Raw genomic sequence first — 16,342 nt, forward strand, 5'->3', positions numbered from 1 at the left:
GCGAGCCTCGACGGAAGATGGATCACTGACTCTTGAGCTGGATGGCCGGCGTCACCTGGCAGGCGCGCCAGGCCGGCAACAACCCGGCGAGCACGCTGGCGACGACGGCCAAAAGGAAGGTGACGAGCAACATGGTCGGGTCGAGGCGGGCGAGGGCGGCATAGCTGACCGGCTGCTGGCGCACCGCCCACAGGCCCAGTTGCGCCAAGAGCAGGCCGAGCAGGCCGCCGGCCAGGCCGACGGTGCCGGCTTCGACCAGGCATTGGGCGAAGATCGCCGTGCGGGTCGCGCCAAGCGCGCGGCGTACGCCGATCTCGCTGGAGCGGCGCAAGAACTTGGCCAGCAGCAGGCCGACCGTGTTGAGCAGGCAGACCAGCAGGAAGCCGAAGGCGAGCCAGGTCTGCAGGCGCACGTCGGCGGGCACGACGCGTTTGAAATCCAGCCACTGCATCAGGTCGTCGAGCTTCGGCGCGGTCGGGCGCTCGAAGCGCCCGGCGCTGCGTTGCTGGGCGACGTAATTCTGCAGGTACTGGCGATAGGCGGCGGCTTTTTCCGGCGTGGCCAATTCGACCCAGTACTGCACCCAGGCGCACTTGGCGTTGATGCTGCGGTTGCCTTCCTCGTCGACGTTGTTGTCGCCCCAGCAATCGATGTTGCCTTGCGAGCTCATGCGCAGGTCGCGGCTGGTGGAGAACGGCAGGAACAACGCCTCGGGTTCGCCGAAGCCTCCCGGGCCGGACAGCTCGTAGAAGGTCGGCTGCGGATGCCAGTCGCCGATCACGCCGACGATGCGGAATTCGCTCTTGTCGATCCACAGCGATTTGCCGACGCTGTTGCCGCCGCCGAACAGTTTCTCGTTGAGGGTATTGCTGATCACGGCGACGCGGGCGCGGCGCGCATCGTCTTCGCCCGGCCACGGGCCGCCGTACTGGAACGGCACGCCGAACATGGCGAAGAAGTCGGCCGAGGTGTAGCGCGAGATCTGGCGGAACGGCGGCAGGCCGTCGCGGCGCGGCTCGATGGCGACGTCGCCTCCGCTCATCAGCGCCTGGCGGTCGCCGCGCTTCTCGCGCAGCAGCGCCTCGGCATCGAAGCGGGTCATGTCCTCGTGCGGCTCGTCGCCGGGCGTGTAGCCGGCCATCGGGCGCGGATCCATGCGCGGATGGAACAGGTGCTCGCTCCTGCCCGGCAGCGGATCGCCGGACAGCACGTAGAACACGGTCAGGGTGGTCATCGCCGCGCCGATGCCGAGCGCGATGGCGACCACCATCAGCGCGGTCAGCACCTTGTTGCGCTTGAAGCTGCGCAGGGCGAGCTGGACGTAGTAGCCGAACTGGCTGTTTCCGGTCATGGCGACGGTCTCAGGCGAGGGTGGCGTCGGCATCGACGGAGGCCGTCGGCATCGGGGCGCGGATCAGGCTCGGCTCGGCCTTGAGGTCGGTGGCCATGCCGTCGACGATGTGGACGTTGCGCTGGGCGCGTGCGGCGAGTTCGGGGTCGTGGGTCACCATGATGATGGTCGTGCCCTGGGCGTTGATCTCTTCCAGCAACTCCATCACCCCGCGCGCCATCTGCGAATCGAGGTTGCCGGTGGGTTCGTCGGCGAGCAGCAGGCGCGGCGTGCCGGCGAGCGCGCGGGCGATCGCCGCGCGCTGTTGCTGGCCGCCGGACAGTTCGGCCGGGTAGTGCTTCATGCGCGAGCCCAGGCCGACCTGGGTCAGGGCCTGCTCGATGCGCTGGCGGCGCTCGGCGGCCGGCATCCGCCGATAGCGCAGCGGCACGTCGCAGTTGTCGAACAGGTTGAGGTCGGGAATCAGGTTGAAGCTCTGGAAGATGAAGCCGATCTTCTGGTTGCGCAGGCGCGAACGCGCATCGTCGGACAGGCCGCGCACGTCCTCGCCGTCGAGCCGGTACTCGCCGCCGCTGAAGGTCTCCAGCAGGCCGGCGATGTTGAGGAAGGTGGTCTTGCCCGAGCCCGAGGGGCCGGTCACCGCGACGAATTCGCCGTCCCGTACGTGCAGGTCCAGCGAGCGCAGGGCGTGGGTTTCGACGAGTTCGGTGCGGTAGACCTTGGTGACCTGGCGCATGTCGAGCATGACGTGTTTCCTTTGGCGGTGGGCTTCAGCGGATCGCGAACATCGGCAGCGCGCACGCGGCCAGGTAACGATGGATGCGGATCGGGCGGCGCGGTGCGGCTTGGTTGGCGCTGCGCGCGTCGCCGGCATCGCGGGCCTGATCGAAATCGATCAGCTGATGCAGGCGCAGCGGCACGGCGTCGGTCAGCTCTTGCGAGCTCCACTGCGGGGCGAACGGGAAGTCGGTGGCGTGGTGTTGGGTTTGCATGATCATTCTCCACTGATGCGGACGGTTTCGGCGTTTTCGAACTGGTCGCTGCCGGAGACGACGACACGCTCGCCCGGTTGCAGACCTTCGAGGATTTCCACGGCGTTGAGGCTGCTTACGCCGGTACGGATGCTGCGGCGGGTGGCGACGCCGTTGGCGACGACATAGGCGCTGTTGCCGCCGGCCTGCTCCAGGAACGGGCCGCGCTCGACCATCAGCGCGTTGCGGCGGGTGTCCAGGACGATGCGCGCGCTCAGGCGCTGGCTCTGGCGCAGGCCCGGCGGCTGCTTGCCGGTGAAACGCAGGCGGCTGACGACTTCGCCGTTGACGACTTCGGGCGAAACCGCGGAGATCTGCGCCGCGAACGGTTGGCCGTTGCCGCTGGTGACCTGCGCCGGAATGCCGATCGCCAGGTCGCGGGCGAAACTTTCCGGCACCTTGATCTCGACTTCGAACACGCTCAGGTCGACCACGCTCAACACCGGATCGTTGATCGCGACGTTGGCGCGCTGGGCGACCTGGACCTGGCCGACCTGACCGTCGAACGGCGCGCGCAGGGTCAGCGCTTCGACCTGGCGTTGCGCCTCGACCGCGATCGCGCGTTGGCGATCGGCGAGCAAGCGCTTGTTGCGGGTGTCCAGCGCGGCGCTGCGGCCCTGCCGGCCGAGGTCGCCCTGGGCGTGGCTCAGGCCGATGTCGGACTTTTTCAGGTCGTCCTGGGCCTTGGCGACGTCGACCTTGGCCACCGCGCCGCCTTCGAAGGCGCGCTGATAGCGTTCCAGATCGCGCAGGGCGGCGACGCGGGCAATCTGCGCTTGGTCGAGTTCCTTGCGTGCGGTCGAACGCGCCAGTTCGGCGTCGAGCTCGGCGCGGCTGGCCTCGGCTTCCAGGCTGGCCAGGGTGGCCTGTTCCTGGGCGAGCTTGCTGCGCAGTTCCGGACTGTCGATCTCGGCCAGCACCTGGCCTTTGCGGACCACGTCGCCGGCGACCACCTTCAGGTCGACCGAACCGCCGGCGATCGCATACAGGATCGGGCTGTTGGCGGCGATCACCCGGCCGTCGGCGGCGATGTCGCGGACCAGTTCGCCGCGCTTGACCTCGGCGATGCGCAAACGCTCGGCGTCGACCGAACGGCCACCCGCGCTCCAGCCCGACAGCAGCCACGCGCCCGCGCCCAGAGCGAGCACGCCGGCGCCGGCGCCGAGCAGCCAGCGGCGACGGTGCCGACCCTGCACGGTGGCGGTGGCGACTCGGTGGTCCTGCGCAGAAGTGTCGCGGATGCTCATTTCGGTGGGACTCGGGCTTGGCGGTTTATCCATAACCCAAGCACAACGCGTGCCAACTGCAAGTTGTTGTTTTTTAAGGGCGGACACCGCCGTCCGGGTGTCCGTCCGGACGGACAATGCGTCCGCCGGACGTGTCCGCGACGGGGCGCGGATAGAATGCGGACATCCCCCAAGGAGTTGCCCCAGCATGTGCGGAATCGTAGGTGCGATCGCAGATCGTGACGTGGTACCGGTTTTGATCGATGGCTTGAAGCGACTGGAATACCGTGGCTATGACTCGGCCGGCATCGCCGTGTTCGACGGCGCCGACCTGCGCCGCGTGCGCCGGACCGGCCGCGTCGGCGAAATGGAAGCGGCCGCCCAGGCCGAAGGCTTCAACGCCTCGGTGGGCATCGGTCACACCCGTTGGGCGACCCACGGCGGCGTCACCGAAGCCAATGCGCATCCGCACATCAGCTTCGGCGAACTGGCCGTGGTCCATAACGGCATCATCGAAAACCACGACGAGCAGCGCGAGCGTTTGCGCGCGGCCGGCTACAGCTTCGAGTCGCAGACCGACACCGAAGTCATCGCCCATCTGATCCACTTCCACCAGTCGCAGGGGGGCGACTTGTTGGCGGCGGTGCAGAATGCGGTACGCGAGTTGGTCGGCGCCTATGCCATCGCCGTGGTCAGCAAGCGCGAACCCGATCGCATGATCGCCGCGCGCATGGGCTGCCCGCTGCTGATCGGCCTGGGCGAAGGCGAGAACTTCGTCGCCAGCGACGTCTCGGCGATCCTGCAGGCCACGCGCCGGGTGATCTTCCTGGAAGAAGGCGATACCGCCGACATTACCCGCGCCCAGGTGCGCGTGTTCGACGGCAACGGCGCGGCGATCGAGCGCGAGGTGCACGTTTCCGACGTGTCGCTGGCCTCGCTGGAACTCGGCCCGTACCGCCACTTCATGCAGAAGGAAATCCACGAACAGCCGCGCGCCATCGCCGACACCATCGAAGCGGTGATGGACGACGGCAAGTTCTCGCCGGAGTTGTTCGGCGCCCAGGCCGAGTCGGTGTTCGCCGGCGTCGAGGGCGTGCAGATTCTCGCCTGCGGCACCAGCTATTACGCCGGCATGACCGCGCGCTACTGGATCGAAGCCATCGCCGGCCTGCCGTGCCAGGTCGAGATCGCCAGCGAATACCGCTACCGCGCCGCGGTCGCCAATCCCAAGCAACTCATCGTGACGATTTCGCAGTCCGGCGAAACCCTCGACACGATGGAAGCGTTGAAGTACGCCAAGTCGCTCGGCCACGACAAGACCCTGTCGATCTGCAACGTGCCGGAAAGCGCGATCCCGCGTGCGAGCCAGCTGGTGTACTACACCCGCGCCGGCGCCGAGATCGGCGTGGCCTCGACCAAGGCCTTCACCACCCAGCTGGTGGCGCTGTTCATCCTCACCGCGACCCTGGCCAAGCAGCACGGCAAGCTCTCGGCCGAGCAGGAAGCCGAGTTCATCGATGCGCTGCGCCACCTGCCGGGCAGCATCCAACACGCGCTCAACCTGGAACCGCAGATCACCGCTTGGGCCGACCGCTTCGCGCCGAAGCAGCACGCGCTGTTCCTCGGTCGCGGCGTGCATTACCCGATCGCCCTGGAAGGCGCGCTCAAGCTCAAGGAAATCTCCTACATCCACGCCGAGGCCTATCCGGCCGGCGAGCTCAAGCACGGCCCGCTGGCGCTGGTCGATGCCGACATGCCGGTGGTGGTGATCGCGCCGAAGGACAGCCTGTTGGAGAAGGTGAAGTCCAACATCCAGGAAGTGCGCGCGCGCGGCGGCGAGATGTTCGTGTTCGCCGACCTCGACAGCCACTTCGGCGAATCCGAGGCGGTGCACGTGATCCGCACCCCGCGCCACGTCGGCGTGCTGTCGCCGGTCGTGCACGCGATTCCGGTGCAGTTGCTGGCCTACCACGCCGCCCTCGCGCGCGGCACCGACGTCGACAAGCCGCGCAACCTGGCCAAGGCGGTCACGGTCGAGTAAGCGCGTCGTCGTCGCGCAGCGCCCAGGCTCACTTGGGCGCTGCGTCTTCGGATGCCGGCCGGTCGCGCCGGCGGCGACATCGAGGGGTCGGCCGGGTCGTGTCGCGGCCTTCCTCCGCTACGTGCCCTGGACTGCCGGGGCGGACTATCCCGGGCTGCAGGAAGCTGCTGAAGTAGTAGCGCGTGGCGCAGCACCGGGACGGGCCGCGCGTCGCCGCTCGACGGCCATCGCCGGGCGATGCGAACCGTCAACCGAGCGCTGTCCCCGCCATCGGAGTCGAGACCGAGATGACCGATACCGAGATCCAGACCGAACAGATTGCGACTGCCGCGGCGACGTCTGCCGCTGGAAAATCTGCGGCCTACCGCAACGACCGCGCCCATGTCGTGCATTCGTGGTCGGCGCAAGCCTCCCTGGACCCGGTGGTGGTCGCCGGAGGCAGCGGTTCGCGCTTCTGGGACGAGAGCGGCCGGACCTGGCTGGATTTCTCCAGCCAGTTGGTCAACGTCAATCTCGGCCACCAGCACCCCAAGCTGATCGCCGCGATCCAGGCTCAAGCCGAGCGCCTTTGCACGCTCGCGCCCTATCACGCGAACGAAGCCACGGCCGAAGCGGCGCGATTGATCGCGCAAGCGGCGCCCGGCGATCTCGACAAGGTGTTCTTCACCAGCGGCGGCGCCGAAGCGGTGGAGAACGCGGTGCGCATCGCCAGGCATCACACCGGCCGCATCAAGGTCCTCTCGGCTTACCGCAGCTATCACGGCGCCACCGCCGGCGCGATATCGCTGACCGGCGATCCGCGCCGTTGGGGCGCCGAACCCGGCATGCCCGGGACGGTCAAGTTCTGGGGGCCGTACGCGTATCGCTCGGCCTTCCATTCCGACTCCGAGGCGCAGGAGTGCGAGCGCGCACTGGCGCACCTGGCCGATGTGCTCATGGTCGAGGGCCCGCATACCGTGGCGGCTGTCGTACTGGAGTCCGTCGTCGGCGGCAACGGCGTCCTGGTTCCGCCGGACGGCTACCTGCGCGGCGTACGCGAGCTGTGCGACCGGCACGGCATCGTCATGGTGGCCGACGAAGTCATGGCAGGGTTCGGGCGCTGCGGCGAGTGGTTCGCGATCGATCGCTGGGGCGTGGTCCCGGACCTGATCACCTTCGCCAAGGGCGTTAACTGCGGTTATGTCCCTCTGGGCGGCGTGATCATCAGCGAGCGTATTGCCCAGACCTTCGCTCACCGCGTATTCCCGGGAGGCCTGACCTATTCGGGCCATCCCCTGGCCTGTGCGGCCGCAGTCGCCTGCCTGAACGTGTATCGGGAGGAAGGCATCATCGAGCGCGTTCGCCGCCTCGGCGAGGAGCTGGTGCGGCCCGAGCTGGAAGCACTCAAGAGCCGGCATCCGTCCATCGGCGAGGTGCGAGGCCTCGGCATGTTCTGGGCCTTGGAGCTGGTGCGCGATCCCACCAGCCGCGAACCGCTGGTTCCGTACAACGCGGCCGGCGCCGACAACCGGTCCATGGCCGAGTTCGCGGCGGCGTGCAAGGACAAGGGGCTATGGCCTTTCGTCCACTTCAACCGGGTGCACATCGCTCCGCCGCTCAACATCGGCGAAGCCGATCTGCGGACGGGGTTGGCCATCATCGACGATGCATTGAACGTCGCCGACCGTTACCTGGCCCAATAACCGCGCCTTGGCCGAGCCGCTCCTCGCTTCGTGCAGCGCCTGAATCAGAGGCGTCCTGCCGCAGTGGAAGGAAGCCCGAAGATACCGGGCTTCCTTCCATGCCGCATCAGGCGGTGGCGGCTTTCTCCACCAGCGCATCCAGGCCGAAGATGTCGCGGGTGCTGTCGGAGAAGATCACCGAGAACACTTCGTCATGGTTGCGGAAGGCCTTGAACTCGAGCGAGTTGCCGCTCGGGTCGCTCAGGAACATGGTCGCGTGTTCGCCGGGCAGGTCGCGCATGCGCACATGCGGCGGATCGATGAACGCATGCCCCCGCGACTTGATGCGGTCGGCCAACGAACTCCAATCCTTCCAGTCGAGGTTCACTCCGAAGTGCGGCACCCGTACGGTCTCGCCGTAGAACGCAGACCCGAACGAGGTCTCGGCGCCCTCGCTGCCGCCCGGCGTCTGGTGGATGACCAGGTGATGGCCGTAGAAGTCGAGGTCGATCAGATTCCTGGTCGACCGGCCTTGTTTCGCGCCGAGCACATCGCAATAGAACTGGCGGCCTTGTTCCAGGTCGTGCACGCCGATGGCCAGATGGAATTGACGGATGGCACCGCCGCCGCGGTCGCCGGCCGGTCCGAGAATGATCTCGCCGACCGCGGCGCGTTCGGCGGCGTCATGGCCGTCGGGCATCGTCGCTGCGTCCTGGATGTTCTGCCAGAACGAGGTCCAGGCCGTCATGCTGTCGCAGAAACCGTCCTGCAGCGCCTCGACGCTGCCGCTGTCCATGGACGCGATCTCGTCGCTGATGAGCTTGCGCAGGTTCTCGCGATGGGCGATGTCGTGCTCGCCGACATGCAGCTCCCAGAACTTCCAGGCGATCGTGTCCTTGTGTTGTCGGATGTACGGATTGAGCAGCAAATGCTGGTACAGGCGAGCGAGATAGATCTGGCATACGCACTCGCCGCCCATGCCGCGCAAGCCGATGCCGTAGGCCGTGCTGTAGGCGGGGTCGATCAGGTTGGAACGGGCGTTGTCCAACAACGCGATGTTGCCGGCCAGCGCCATGCTGTCCAGCGGCGGATGAGCGATCCCGAGGCTGCCCAGGAACTCGTCGTACAACTCCGGATGCGCTTGGGTGTGGTCGCCTTCGCCCAACTCGTCGAGGAGAATGTCGGCGAGGAAACTGCGCATCCGTCCGGGCTGCAGCCTGGCGATCAACAGCGCGATGTCGGTGATGTAATAAACGGTGAAGTAGCGGTACTGCGCCAGCAGCGAGAACAGGCGATCCGGGCTGGCGGTTTCGACGAAGGAGAACATGTCCTTCGCCTGTTCGACGGTTGCATCCTGCAGAGCGTCGGCGAGTTTCCAGAACTGGTCGATGTCGACGACTTTGGTCGAACACGGCTGTAGTGGCGAAACAGTCTTCATCTTTTGGTCCGTCCTGTGATGACGAGAGTGGATGACTTGGATTGCCCGGGCCGCGCCGATCCCCGTGTTCGCCGTGGCCCGCTCGATCGCGTGCCTGCGGCGTGGGGCCGCCGTGCACGCGCTTTGCTTCGATAGCCTTCGCCTGTGCCAGAAGGCCGATCCTGATCGCGATGCAAGTCACGCGATTGGCCGGAACTGATGCGAGGCAAGTCACGTTATCAATCCGTCGCAGCACGTTCTGCGACGCCGGGAGCGTTCGATGAGGGCGCAGCAAGCCAGTCGAACGGCTGCGGTGCCGGGAGTCGTCGACACCAGACTGGTCGTCTATCGAAGCGTCAGCCTGTCGCAGTAGCTGTGACCCGCGAGGCCGCCCGTTGTCGGGTGAGCTGAACAGGGACGATGCGTTTCGACGAAGCGTTTCGACCCGGCCGGGGCCGCGCCGGGCGTGGAGCAGGCGCGATCGCCGCGATACGCAGAGTCTTCGGAGCAGCGCACGCAGCGCTATGCGGGCCCCGCGTCTGCAGCGACTGCGGCGCCGCCGCCGTTTGCCGGGTTTGTGATGCGGTGGCTAACGCCGCTGTGACCTGCGCAACTGCATCGCTCGCGCGGATGGGGTTAGCTGGGCGCGTCCGTCGAATGTACTCATCCGACGACATTCGCGACGGACCGCGACCGCGCCTAAGCGCGCGGCTGGATGTTTCAAACCAAAGGAGATGGGTATGTCGATCGTTCGAGACTGGCTGGACCGGACCGGTGCCGGCGTTGTGGTGTCGACCTTGCTTTGCTGCGTCGCGTTTACCGCCGGGGCATCGCAGATGAAGGTCAATTCGCAGATGCTAGGCGCCGCTCAGCGCGATCTGGATTTATCCGCGACCCAGGCCGCCCGCTGGCTGCAGTTGCAAGGCCAGGCGCCGGCGACGGCGGCGATTGCGCAGCGGCGCCTCGGCGCGCATTACGCGGGCACTTGGATCGAGCACGGGGATAACGATGAGGTGCGATTGGTCGTCGCTTCGTCCGATCCGCGCGCCCGGCTTACGCTCGAGGGCGTGCAACTGCGCAAGGTGCGTTACAGCCTGGTCGAATTGGAAGCGGCGAAAGCGCGGCTCGATCGCAGCGCGCGGGCGCGAGTGCCCGGCATCAGCCGGCCGCTCGACGGCGTGCACGCCTGGCATGTCGACCCGGCCAGCAACTCGGTGCTGATCAGCGTGGCGCCGGAGCAGATGGAGCGTGCGATCGATTTCGTAGCCCACAGCGGCGCAGGCAGCGGTTTGCTGCGTTTCACCGCCATGGAGGGCGTGCCGCAACCGACTGCGTCGGTCTACGCCGGCCGCGCTTACCAGAAGGGCGGCGGGTCTTCGTGCTCGGTCGGCTTCGCGGTGCGGCAAGGCGCGACCAAGGGCTTCGTCACCGCCGGCCATTGCGGCACGGTCGGCGAATCGATCTGGCTCGATGGCGCGCCAGCCGGTCACATCGCGGCGTCGGAGTTTCCCGGCGCCGACCGGGCCTGGGTGGCTCTCGGCGCGCAGCACGACGTGTTGCCGTGGGTGAGCAATTACGCCGGTGCATATTTCTACGTGCGCGGCAGTAACGAGGCCTTCCATGGCGCGATCGTCTGCCGGTCGGGTTGGAAGACCGGCTATCAATGCGGTTTCATCACCGCCAAGAACGTCACCGTGAACACGACCGGCGGCACCGTCTATGGCCTGACCCAGACCAATGCCTGCGCCGGTTACGGCGACTCCGGCGGCGGTTGGATCGACGTTTACGAGCACGCTCAGGGCGTGACCTCGGCGTCCAACATTCTCCCCGGTTTCGACCACAATTGCGGCCAGTTCACCGCGACGACCTGGTTCCAGCCGGTGAATCCGATTCTCGAGCTGTACGGGCTCAGCCTGGTCACGCTGTAGGCGGGTACTCGCAGTTCGCCGCCGCGCGCCGCGGCGCCATCGCAAGTCGTCGCAAGTCGCGACAGGAAACGGGAGCGCCTGGCGCTCCCGTTTTCTTTTTGCGCCCGCATCCGTATCGCTGCGCCGATCGGGCCATTGGATTAGCCGTCGCCAGGCGCGTCGCCGGTGCTGAATGCGCGATGCGCCGAATCCGTTTCATCCATGCAACGTCCTACGCCGCGCGGGCGTCGCGTTGTATTGCAGGTGATGGGCGCCGTGGGCGCACTCAATCGATACCCAGGACCCGACGAGGCCGGAACGCCTCGCCGGACAGCGTTCCGACGCTGATTTCAAGGAGAACCGCATGCCCCCGGGCCGTCTGCTCAATCTCAACCAGATCGTCGCCGGCGTGCGTCCGGCCGTCGCGGTCGCCCCCGCCAAGTCCATCAAGATCGCCATGCCCGTCGCGGCGCCCGCGGTGGTGGCGCCTGCCGTGATAGCACCTGCCGTGTTGGCGCCCGCAGCGCCCGCCGAAGTCGTCGCGCGTCCAGCGGTCATGCCGGCGATGCGGATCAACCCGGCGATGCTGCGCGCGCAACCGGCGATCATCGCTCAACTCGAAGGTCGGACGGTGCGGCCGCGCTTGAACGATCTGCGCCCGGGCTTGTTTCCGATCAAGGCCGATGCCGGTTTCGTACGTTCGCAGTCGCCGCATCCGATCAGCCCGAGCGCGACGCCCGACGACCGCTGTCTGTTCGAGGATCCGCATAACCCGCAGCAGCGCTATTGGCTGCCGCGCTATCGCGTGCGCAACGAGGGCGGCCGCTACGAGATCAAGGTCGCGCAGGCCCAGGACGGCCTGTGGGCGGTCAGCGTGGCGATGGAAACCTATCCGGCCGCCGAGATCGGCGACGCCGCGCGCAGTGCGCAGATGCTGCCGGTCGCGCGCGGTGCGGTGATCAGCTACCGCGCCGCCGGCACCGCAATCGAGCAACGCCTCCCGGTCGGCGAGTTGGTCGACGACCCGCGCGGCGGCTGCGTGGCGATGCTGCGCCTGAGCCTGGCCGAACGCGATGCCTTGCTGCGTGCGTTCATGTCGAGCGAGTCGCAGGCGCGCCTGCTGATCTCGCGCGGCTACACCGTGGCGGTGCCGTTGCCGGCCAGCCCGGCGCCGGATGCGCCCAAGCGCCAGTTGATGATGATCAAGGGCCAGATGCTGCTGTCGCGGGCGCCGCAGGCGAGCGCGTCGGCGGCGGCCTTGTCGCGCGCGTCGGCGGCGAGCCTGCGGGTGACTCCGGCGGCGATGGTCAAGCCGGCGATGGGCAAACCCGAGATGAGCAAGCCGGCGATGATGGCGCGCGGCGCGGCGATGCCGGGCATGCGCATGCACATCAAGCGCCGCGGTTTCGACGGCGAGCCGATCATCGTCCAGCCCGAGCCGGAGCCGCTACCGCAGCCCGAGCCGCAACCCGAGCCGGCGTCGGAGCCGCGCTACGACGTTTCCAACCAGTCGCAGGACTGGGCGATCCCGCTGTTCTTCGAGCCGGTGCTGCATCCCTATCTGTATCCGTCAGGCGCCCAGCCCGGCCCGGCGGCGCCGCGTTGGGTGGTGCATTCGCTGCGCTATCCGGCCGGCGGCGGCCGCAGCCATGCCTATTTCCAGGACATGAGCGACCCGGCGCGCATCTATTACCTGCCGGATGCTTTCAAGCTCGCGCGCCGCAGCGAAGCGCCGCATGCGCCGTCGCTGGCGTTCCGCATCGACCAGGGCGCGGACGCCGACGACGCCAAGGTCGACCTGACCTGCGAAGTGCGCCCGGTCACCGACGGCGAGCGCCTGCTCGCCGCGCGCCGCGAACTGGCCAGCAAGGTGCCGGCCAGCGCCGACAACCCGCAGCGAGAGTTCGACCTGCGCCTGCTGCGCGCCAGCTCGACTTTGCAGTTGGCGCTGATGCGCGACGGTGCGATCCGCTTCGAGACGGTGCCGGCCGCGATCGACTGGGACAACGGTTTCACCGTCAACGAGCGTTTCGAGTTCGACGACTTCCAGGAAGTGTTCGCGGTGCTGATGTCGCTGTCGAACTCCAACCTGTTGCAAGGCAGCGTGGTGGTGTCGACCGGCATCAACGAGAACGTGATGGTGCCGGTCAAGCTCAACTTCGCCGACATGGAAGGCGAGCTGTTCCAGTCGATCGAAACTCCCGACCCGCAGACCGGCGCGGTGGCGGTGCGCTTGCTCAACGCCACCGAGAGCAAGTTGCGCATCGCCCGCCTGCCGGCCTGGATCACGCGCGGCGAAGGCCTGGTCGAAGGTCGCATCGAAGGCCTGGACCTGAGCCAGCCGGTCGAGATCGCCCCGGAGCAGGGCGTCGATTTCGTGGTCCAGCCGACCGCCGCCCTGAGCGGCAGCGCGCCGGCCGATGCGATTTTCAACACCGCCTCGGTGCGCAGCATTCCCGACGGCGAGGCGATCATGAAATACACCTTGGACGAGACCATCGACCAGCAAACGGTGCGTCCGGTGCGGCTCATGACCACGCCCGAGGTCTTGCTTAACGCCGGCCACGCCGCGGGCGAGATCGCCAGCATCATCGTCGAGTTCCGCGGCAACAAACGCGTCGTGCTCGACGCCGCCAACCTCGCCGTCGACGTCGACGTGCCGGTGCCGTTGATGGACATCCTGTTGCGCCGCGACAGCGAAGGCTTTTACGAGTACCGGCAGACGGTGATGTACAAATCGGGCCAGAGCCTGCCGAGCACGCCCTGGTGCCGCACCGACGAACCCGCCGTGTTGATCGCGGGGGCTTGAGCGATGTCGTTCTCGGGCCGCCCCGATTGGCGCATGCCGATGCAAGTCGGCGAACGTATCGCATTCGCCGCCTACGAGCGCCCCGGCGCGTTCCAGTTGCCGCCGGTGCTGCTCGCGGCGCACGGCGCCGGCAGCGAGCCGCCGATGAGGCTCGACATCTTCCAGCAGGATCGCGGCAACGCCGGGCTGGAGCGCTTCTCGATCCTGTCGATCGCCTTCGCCGCCGAGTTTGGTCTCGACGAGGCCCGCCGCGCCGTTTTCGATGCCGGCCAGAACCTCGCCTTGTCGGCGTTGCCGAACGAAGGCGGCTGGTTGCGCCTGAGTGCGGTGGAGGCATTGGATCTGCCGCCGTCGCTCGGCGAGTTGTTGCCGCTCGACAGTGCCAGCCTGGGGTCGACGGGGCTGGCGGTACGCCTGGACAGCGCCGCCACCGATCTGTTCGTCGCCGCCTTGCAGCGCGGCCTGCTCGCGGTCGGCGGGCAGGCCTGGCTGCGCGTGCGCGGCGTCGCCGATCGCCTGCCGCTGACGGTGAACTTCGATCCGGCCGCGTTGTTGGCGGCGGTCAGGACCCTAGGCGGCGGCACCACCACATTGGACCTGGCGCTGTTGCGGCAGCGCTTGATCGAGGCGCCGCAGAGCATGGGCCTCGGCCTCGCGGCGAGCTCCGGCGATCTGCTCAAGGAGCCGCTCGCCGATGCGCTGATCGATCGCCTCGTCGTGCGCTATGCCAACCTGCTGCCGTCGCCGGCCGACGCCGCCACCGGCGTGCGCGTGGTCTTCGATGCCGCGGCGATGGCGACCGGTTCGGTGCGCTGGAATCTGTCCGAGCCGGTGCTGGCGCCGCGCCTGTTCGCGGTCGAAGCCGACCCGCTCGGCCCGCTGCGCACTTTGCCGGCGGCGAGCCTGCACGACACGGTGGTGCGCCGTCACGACGTGCGCAGCCTGAGCAGCGGCTGGCGTGCGATCACGGTGCGGCCGAACTTGCCGGAGCGGCGTATCGGCATCGTCCAGGCGCAGGTCGACGTGCAAGTGCCGGCCAAGCCGCCGGCGCGCATGTTCACGATCAAGGCCTCGGCGCGACTCGCAGCGGCGGATCGCCCGACCACCCTGGACCTGCGCCTGTCGCCGAAGGAAGAGCTCAATTACGCCTGGCAGGCTACGGCCCTGCTGCTGTCGGACGGGCGCGCCGAAACCATCAAGGGCCCGCTGCGCACCTCGAGCCGCGAGCATCTGTTGGTCGCGCCGGACGACTTCGGCCTGCGTTTCGTGCCGGTGGAGGCCGAGCCGGTGTTCGTCGAGCAGGCCGACATCGAAGTCGAGTGCAAAGGCCTGCGCAAAGGCAAGCCGTGGTCGGCGCGCGCGAACCTGGACCGCGGCTCGGCCAGCTTCGCCTTCGCCATTCCGGCCGACGTCGAGCAGGCGACCATCCGCGCCAACGCGCGTGCGCGCAGCGACGGCACCCAGCGGGCGATGGCGCCGGTCGACGCCGAAGCTTTGCGCCTGGATGCCTTCAGCTTCGAAGGCAGCGGCTCGCGCGAGTTGGCCCTGCATTGCGAATTCGACGACGACGCGCCGCAGCGGGTGATCGAAATCGTGCCCGAAGACGCCGTCGACCAGCCTGCACGACGCAGGCAGGTGAGATTCACCCGCAGCGCACCGCAGGCGCAGTGGACCTGGCTGTCGCTGTCGCCGTTCCGTTCCGGCTATCGCTGGCGCTGGTCGGCGCAGTCGCCCTGGTCCGAGGTGCTGCAACCCGACACGCCGCTGCAGTTGCACAGCAGCGACGCCCCAAGGACGACGATCGGAGAACGCACATGAGTGCCGGCGACAGCAGCGACAATTACGAAGACATTCTCGGCGTGTGGGTGGCGCCGGCCGACGAAGCGGCGACCTGGCATTACCGCGCCCGTTCGCCGGGACTGGCCAGCGGCGCCGACGGCCGGCCGCAGTTCAATCTGATGAGCGTCGGCAGCGTGGTCATGCTGGCCTTGACCAGCGCCTGGGGCGTGTCGGCGGCGACCTTGGATGCGATCCGGGTCGAACTGGCGGGGCGCGCGCAACTGCCGCTGGAGCGGGTGACGCTGCGGCAGGCACCGGTGACGGTCGACGGCGCAAGCCTGATGCTCGGCGACGGCCAAGGCGCTTATGTCGCGCTGGCCCACAGCAAATCGTCTGGCGTGCCGCCTTACCACGCTGCCTTCAACGTCATGCTCGACGGCGAGCAGGCGGCGAAGGTGCGCAAGGCACTGCAAGGCGAGCACGGTTGGATGGCGGTGCGCTACGCCGTCACCGATGCCGCGCCGATGCGGCGCAGTGCGTCGGCCTATCAGAGCGAATCGGTCGAGGTCGATCTGTCGTTGCGCTCGCGCCAGGGCGATGAGGCGATGAGCGCCGGCTTATACCGGCAAAGCCAGGTCGACACCGACGACGGCGGCGATGCCGACGGAACACAGCAGTACACGGCCGATGCCGCCGATTGGGGTCTGCCGCGTAGCTAGAGTTGCGGGTCGGTCGCCGTCGTGCGCGGCGGCCGGCCCGGTTGGATCGTCTCGCGACCGCGAACGCGCTGGCATACGCCGTTCGCGGAGCGGTTCGGGTCCGTGGGTGACGCGCATTGCGTCGGCGGCGATGCCGCCAGGGAAAAACGACGAGAGCCGCGCGCGATGTCGAATCGCGTCGATGCCCTTCGCCTTCGATACACCGATTCGCGCCCGCAAGCGCGCATCGATGGGGGCGCGTGCGCGCTCGAAACGTCGCTGAAAACAGTTGGAAAAAAAGTGTGATCGTTGTCCGGTGCGAAGCGTCGTCGGCGTTTGAATCATTCGTACCGAACTACGTTGCGTCGCGAAGCACGGTCGTGACATCGCACGGAAAGGGCACGCAGGACAGTCGCGGAACA

The 16,342-nt window shown here is 67.8% G+C and carries 11 protein-coding genes; 6 read left to right on the plus strand and 5 right to left on the minus strand.

The window, feature by feature from the left end:
* Positions 1–22 precede the first annotated feature (22 nt).
* From ACTJJK_RS05135 to ACTJJK_RS05150, 4 genes are read right to left on the minus strand one after another with little or no spacing between them, the layout of a single operon-like run.
* The gene (locus tag ACTJJK_RS05135) at positions 23–1,351 is read right to left on the minus strand and encodes an ABC transporter permease (RefSeq protein ID WP_031371134.1); all 1,329 of its coding nucleotides are present in this window, start codon (positions 1,349–1,351) and stop codon (positions 23–25) included.
* 10 nt (positions 1,352–1,361) lie between these two features.
* Entirely contained in the window at positions 1,362–2,096 is a 735-nt protein-coding gene (locus tag ACTJJK_RS05140; protein WP_031371135.1) for an ABC transporter ATP-binding protein, read from the minus strand.
* A 25-nt stretch (positions 2,097–2,121) separates the two neighbouring features.
* On the minus strand, positions 2,122–2,343 hold the full coding sequence (locus ACTJJK_RS05145) for a hypothetical protein (protein WP_152566121.1): 222 nt from the start codon (positions 2,341–2,343) through the stop codon (positions 2,122–2,124).
* 2 nt (positions 2,344–2,345) lie between these two features.
* On the minus strand, positions 2,346–3,629 hold the full coding sequence (locus ACTJJK_RS05150; RefSeq protein WP_031371137.1) for an efflux RND transporter periplasmic adaptor subunit: 1,284 nt from the start codon (positions 3,627–3,629) through the stop codon (positions 2,346–2,348).
* A gap of 187 nt (positions 3,630–3,816) precedes the next feature.
* Between ACTJJK_RS05150 and glmS the strand changes: the two genes are divergently transcribed.
* Together glmS and ACTJJK_RS05160 are read left to right on the plus strand one after the other, a co-directional pair.
* Positions 3,817–5,649: a glutamine--fructose-6-phosphate transaminase (isomerizing) gene (gene glmS / locus ACTJJK_RS05155; protein ID WP_440729664.1), complete on the plus strand. Its 1,833-nt coding sequence runs from the start codon at positions 3,817–3,819 to the stop codon at positions 5,647–5,649.
* 287 nt (positions 5,650–5,936) lie between these two features.
* Complete coding sequence (locus ACTJJK_RS05160; protein WP_440729665.1) at positions 5,937–7,331, plus strand: aspartate aminotransferase family protein; 1,395 nt, start codon at positions 5,937–5,939, stop codon at positions 7,329–7,331.
* 106 nt (positions 7,332–7,437) lie between these two features.
* Here ACTJJK_RS05160 and ACTJJK_RS05165 read toward each other — a convergent pair whose 3' ends face one another.
* Positions 7,438–8,748 carry an iron-containing redox enzyme family protein gene (locus ACTJJK_RS05165; RefSeq protein ID WP_440729666.1) on the minus strand — a complete coding sequence of 437 codons (1,311 nt, stop codon included), beginning with the start codon at positions 8,746–8,748 and terminating at the stop codon, positions 7,438–7,440.
* 719 nt (positions 8,749–9,467) lie between these two features.
* Here ACTJJK_RS05165 and ACTJJK_RS05170 point away from each other — a divergent pair.
* The 4 genes from ACTJJK_RS05170 (at position 9,468) to ACTJJK_RS05185 (ending at position 15,941) form a co-directional block, all read left to right on the plus strand.
* On the plus strand, positions 9,468–10,655 hold the full coding sequence (locus tag ACTJJK_RS05170) for a S1 family peptidase (protein WP_161786080.1): 1,188 nt from the start codon (positions 9,468–9,470) through the stop codon (positions 10,653–10,655).
* 343 nt (positions 10,656–10,998) lie between these two features.
* A complete protein-coding gene (locus tag ACTJJK_RS05175; protein WP_440729667.1) occupies positions 10,999–13,443 on the plus strand; it encodes a hypothetical protein in 2,445 nt (814 codons plus the stop codon).
* 33 nt (positions 13,444–13,476) lie between these two features.
* Entirely contained in the window at positions 13,477–15,261 is a 1,785-nt protein-coding gene (locus ACTJJK_RS05180; RefSeq protein WP_440729668.1) for a hypothetical protein, read from the plus strand.
* Entirely contained in the window at positions 15,258–15,941 is a 684-nt protein-coding gene (locus tag ACTJJK_RS05185) for a hypothetical protein (RefSeq protein WP_031371144.1), read from the plus strand. Before ACTJJK_RS05180 ends, ACTJJK_RS05185 begins: the two co-directional genes overlap by 4 nt.
* The last annotated feature ends 401 nt before the right edge of the window (positions 15,942–16,342 follow it).

Origin of the sequence: Lysobacter sp. 22409 (assembly GCF_052045105.1) — a bacterium.
Classification (GTDB): domain Bacteria; phylum Pseudomonadota; class Gammaproteobacteria; order Xanthomonadales; family Xanthomonadaceae; genus Lysobacter; species Lysobacter antibioticus_B.

Bases quoted from the DNA above. Each gene is read 5' to 3' on its own strand.
- ACTJJK_RS05170 (WP_161786080.1), top strand. From the start codon at position 9,468: ATGTCGATCGTTCGAGACTGGCTGGACCGGACCGGTGCCGGCGTTGTG.
- ACTJJK_RS05180 (WP_440729668.1), top strand. From the start codon at position 13,477: ATGCCGATGCAAGTCGGCGAACGTATCGCATTCGCCGCCTACGAGCGC.
- ACTJJK_RS05165 (WP_440729666.1), bottom strand. From the start codon at position 8,748: ATGAAGACTGTTTCGCCACTACAGCCGTGTTCGACCAAAGTCGTCGAC.
- ACTJJK_RS05175 (WP_440729667.1), top strand. From the start codon at position 10,999: ATGCCCCCGGGCCGTCTGCTCAATCTCAACCAGATCGTCGCCGGCGTG.
- ACTJJK_RS05135 (WP_031371134.1), bottom strand. From the start codon at position 1,351: ATGACCGGAAACAGCCAGTTCGGCTACTACGTCCAGCTCGCCCTGCGC.
- ACTJJK_RS05145 (WP_152566121.1), bottom strand. From the start codon at position 2,343: ATGCAAACCCAACACCACGCCACCGACTTCCCGTTCGCCCCGCAGTGG.
- ACTJJK_RS05185 (WP_031371144.1), top strand. From the start codon at position 15,258: ATGAGTGCCGGCGACAGCAGCGACAATTACGAAGACATTCTCGGCGTG.
- glmS (WP_440729664.1), top strand. From the start codon at position 3,817: ATGTGCGGAATCGTAGGTGCGATCGCAGATCGTGACGTGGTACCGGTT.
- ACTJJK_RS05160 (WP_440729665.1), top strand. From the start codon at position 5,937: ATGACCGATACCGAGATCCAGACCGAACAGATTGCGACTGCCGCGGCG.
- ACTJJK_RS05140 (WP_031371135.1), bottom strand. From the start codon at position 2,096: ATGCTCGACATGCGCCAGGTCACCAAGGTCTACCGCACCGAACTCGTC.
- ACTJJK_RS05150 (WP_031371137.1), bottom strand. From the start codon at position 3,629: ATGAGCATCCGCGACACTTCTGCGCAGGACCACCGAGTCGCCACCGCC.